Source organism: Anaerolineales bacterium, from assembly GCA_022866145.1.
GTDB lineage: Bacteria > Chloroflexota > Anaerolineae > Anaerolineales > E44-bin32 > PFL42.
In genome coordinates this window covers 1-3,584 of sequence record JALHUE010000317.1, presented here as the reverse complement: position 1 = coordinate 3,584, position 3,584 = coordinate 1, and the positions used below count along the sequence as shown (strand labels likewise).

5 protein-coding genes and 1 riboswitch are annotated in these 3,584 nt (G+C 67.6%); all 5 genes read right to left on the bottom strand.

The annotated features are described in order from the left end of the window. Window positions 1-451, bottom strand: a 451-nt coding sequence (locus MUO23_09845; GenBank protein MCJ7513255.1) for an ATP-binding cassette domain-containing protein, incomplete at its 3' end; no start/stop codon positions are given. Then, on the bottom strand, window positions 448-1,434 hold the full coding sequence (locus MUO23_09840; protein ID MCJ7513254.1) for an ABC transporter substrate-binding protein: 987 nt from the start codon (window positions 1,432-1,434) through the stop codon (window positions 448-450). The genes MUO23_09840 and MUO23_09845, both read right to left, overlap by 4 nt. A 169-nt stretch (window positions 1,435-1,603) precedes the next feature. Next, window positions 1,604-2,416 (bottom strand): ABC transporter permease, encoded by an 813-nt coding sequence (locus MUO23_09835; GenBank protein ID MCJ7513253.1) that lies wholly within the window; start codon window positions 2,414-2,416, stop codon window positions 1,604-1,606. A gap of 41 nt (window positions 2,417-2,457) precedes the next feature. Further along, the gene (locus MUO23_09830) at window positions 2,458-2,760 is read right to left on the bottom strand and encodes a thiamine-binding protein (protein ID MCJ7513252.1); all 303 of its coding nucleotides are present in this window, start codon (window positions 2,758-2,760) and stop codon (window positions 2,458-2,460) included. Between the two features lie 12 nt (window positions 2,761-2,772). Continuing rightward, window positions 2,773-3,450, bottom strand: coding sequence for a thiamine diphosphokinase (locus tag MUO23_09825; protein ID MCJ7513251.1), 678 nt, complete (start codon window positions 3,448-3,450; stop codon window positions 2,773-2,775). Between the two features lie 39 nt (window positions 3,451-3,489). Next, a riboswitch (TPP riboswitch) is annotated at window positions 3,490-3,584 on the bottom strand. This riboswitch is flagged as partial in the annotation.

The following is a 3,584-nucleotide window of genomic DNA, read 5'->3' as shown; positions in this document are numbered from 1 at the left end:
CTGCCCGCTGGCGCATGCCGCCGGAGAGCGCCGCCGGATAGGCCTCGGCGAAGCCCTCCAGCCCGAACAAGGGCAGCATTTCCAGCGCCTGCTGGCGCGCCAGGCGCGGGGATTCCCCGCGCAACTCCAGCGGCACAATGAGGTTGTCCAGCACGCTGCGCCAGGGGAGCAGCAGATCGCGCTGGGGCATGTAGCCGACAAGGCCGAGGCGCTCGGTACAGCTCTCCCCGTCCAAACAGATCTCTCCCTGATCGGGGGAAAGCAGCCCGACGATCAGGTTGAACAGTGTGCTCTTGCCGCTGCCGGACGGACCGAGAATCGTCAGGAACTCGCGCGGACGGACTGAGAAGCTGATATCCTCCAGCGCCTGCACCTCCAGGCCATTGGCGTGGAAACGCTTGCTGACGTGACGCAGCTCGAGGGCCGGCGGCGACGAGGGCGCGTCGGTCAAGGCAGGAACTCATTGGTGAAGGTGTTCGCCATGTCGACCCTGCCCTCCAGGATCCCGTTCTCGGTCATCCAATCGGCGTAGGCCTGCCAGGTCGCCGGCGATTGCTCTCCCCAGCGCCGCGCCTCGGCCTGATAGCGGGGCGAGATCCAGGCTTGGCTGAGGCTGACCAGCGCCGAATCGAGCTCGGGAGCCGCCGCCAGCACAGCCGCCGCCGCCCGCTCCGGGTCAGCGGCGGCCTCGGTGTATCCCCGGGATGCCGCCCGCAGGAAGGCGCGCGCCGTCTCCGGACGCGACTCGAGAACGGCCCGGCTGGTGATCAGGACCGGCGTGTAGTAGTCGGGGATGCAGTCGAAGTGCTCATCCATGCGCACGATGTCCAGGTCGATGCCCTGCTGCTCGGCCTGGATGCCCTGCCAGCCGTAGAAGATCCAGGCCAGGTCGATCTGCTCCTGCTGCAGTAGCGCCAGCGGATCGGTGAAGCCGGTCTCGACGATCTCGAGCTGCTGGAAATCGCCGCCGTCGCAAGCCATCAATCCTTGCAGGGTAGGTGCTTCGAAGGGGCTGCCGAAGGCGCCGTAGCGCAGTCCCTCCCAGTCGGCGGGAGAGCTCACCCCCAGCTTGCCTCGCGAGGCGAAGCCCGAGGTGTTGTGCTGCAGAATGGCGGCGATCGAGACCAACGGCACGCCGTTGGCGGCGGCTAACGTCACTTGTTCCTGGAAGCTGATCCCAAAGTCGGCGGCGCCGCTGGCCACGGCCTGCTCGGCGTACACCTCCCCCGGTTGGATGATCTCGACGTCCAATCCCTCAGCCTCGAAGTAGCCTTCGTCCTGCGCCACGAACAGGCCGGAATGGTTGGTGTTCGGCACCCAGTCGAGCATTAGGCGGATGGCCTGGCCCTGTGTTGCGGACGGAGTCGTCTCGCCGGCAGCCGGCGCGCAGGCCGCCAGCGCCAGGGCGATCAGCAACCCTACTGTGCGCTTCATTTCACCCTCCACGCGGAGCGCGTTCTCCACACCGCCCAGCGGGCGGACCCCAGGGAAACCGAACCAGCCGGCCTGCGCGCTTCATGACCTCCCGTGCTCCGTCCCCGGTGCGGCCTCCCCCGGGCATCGCTATCCAGCCAACTTCCGCCGGCGCTGCTGGCCGCAAGCCTCAGAAGATCCCCGCCTCATCCCACTGCTCCTTGCGCTGGGCGGAGTAGTACCAGGGCAGGGCGGCGCGCTCGATCATGGTCACCAGCACGAACAGACCGATGCTGACGGCAGACGTGATCAGGATAGCGACGAACACCTGATCGGTCGCCAGGGCGTTCTTCGAGCGCAGCATGTACAGTCCCAGGCCCTGGGTGCCGCCGACCCACTCGGCGATGGTGGCGCCGACCACGCTGTAGGTGACGGCGATGCGCAGGCCGGAGAAGAAGCCCGGCAGGGCCGACGGCATGCGGATCATGCGCCAGATCTGTCCGCGCCGGGCGCCCATGGCGCGGAAGAGCGCCACCAGGTCGGGATCGGCCGAGGCCAGCCCATCGGCGGTGTTCAATGCCAGCGGGAAGAAGCAGATCAAGACGACGATCAGCACCTTGGAGGTCATGCCGAAGCCGAACCAGATGATCAGCAAGGGTGCGATGGCCAGGATCTGAACGGTCTGCGAGGCGACCAGGATGGGATACAGGGCCCGGCGCAGGAAGGTGGACAGGTCGACCGCCGCCGCCAGCGTGACCCCGAGCACGACCGACACTGCCAGGCCGATGAATGTTTCGAGCAAGGTTGTCCCGAGGGCGGGCAGGAGCAGGCTGCGAGTCCGCCAGCCGGCACGGGCAACGTCGGCCGGAGACGGCAGGATGAAGGCTGGCAGTCCGCCGCCGGCGGTCAGTGCCGCCCAGGCCAGCACCGCCAAGCCCACGACCAGCAGCACAGGGAAGATCTGGCGCAGCCAGCTTCGCACGTTGTTTTCCCGATCGGGCATCGCCGAGGTCTCCATCCGAGGTCGGATCGCCGCCCTAGGCGCTAGCGCCTGCGGTACTTGGCGACCTTGGACTCCATGCTCGTGCCGCCGGCCCGGTCGCCGATCTTAATCAGCGTCACCAGCGTTTCCGCTCCGGCGTTCATACACGCCAGGTGGGCGGCCTTGGCCACTTCGAGCAGCTGATCCAGCGGGCCTTCCATCACCGTTTCCATCGGGTCGACCTCATGCTTGACGCCGCTCGCCTGGATCACCCGGATGGCGCGGTCGATCAAGGGAAACAGATCATCCACCAGAGGGAGGATCTGTACCGAGACGTTGACGGTTCGGTTCGGATCGAGCTGCATGCCGGTCTCCTCTCAGGATCCCTCAGTACCGGGTTCCTTTCCCGGGCGCAGGACGACCAGCAGCGTGCCTTCAGCGAGGCGAACCCGGGCCGGCGAGGAGGTCACCACGTTGCTGACCCCTCGGGATTCAGTGCCCTTGAGAGTCTCTCCGGCCAGGGGGAAGGCCAGGCCCTCGGTGTGGACTCCGGCGGCATCCCCGGCCAGGGGAATCAGGCTGACGCCATCGCCGATCGCCCCGGGGATCTCGCCGCCCGGCGGCCGCAGGACGAAGGCTGTCTCGCTGCCGTGCCAGAGTTGAACATAGATGTTGCGGAGCGAGGGGTGGAGCAGCAACAGCACGTTCGACAGAGTCATGTCGAGCCGGTCGCCGATGGCGCCCAGGACGACGATCTCGCTGGCTCCGAGGGCGCGGGCGTGGTGCAGGGCCAGCTCGAGATCGGTCTGGTCCTTGTCAGGCGGGTGGCTGATCACCTGCGTGCCTTCGGCGCGCAGCTGGGGCAGTTCCTCGGGCTCGATCGAGTCCAGATCGCCGATGAGCACATCGACCCGCAGTCCAAGGCGCCGGGCGTGGCGGCAGCCGCCGTCGGCGGCGATGATCCACCTCGGCGCCAGGCCCGCCAGCCGCCGGCTCAGCGCCTCCGCCTCGATCAGGTCGCCGTTCGCAATCACGAGAGCCGTTGTGTCGCCCAAGACAAAGCCACTCCCTGCGAGGGAGCGGCTCGGTTGCTGATGTGCGCTGCCTGCCATCCCTACGCCGGTATGATCCGGATCAGGTTCAGCGGGTCGAGGGCCCTAGGCCCTCCTCTCAGCCCGAATGTCGGGCT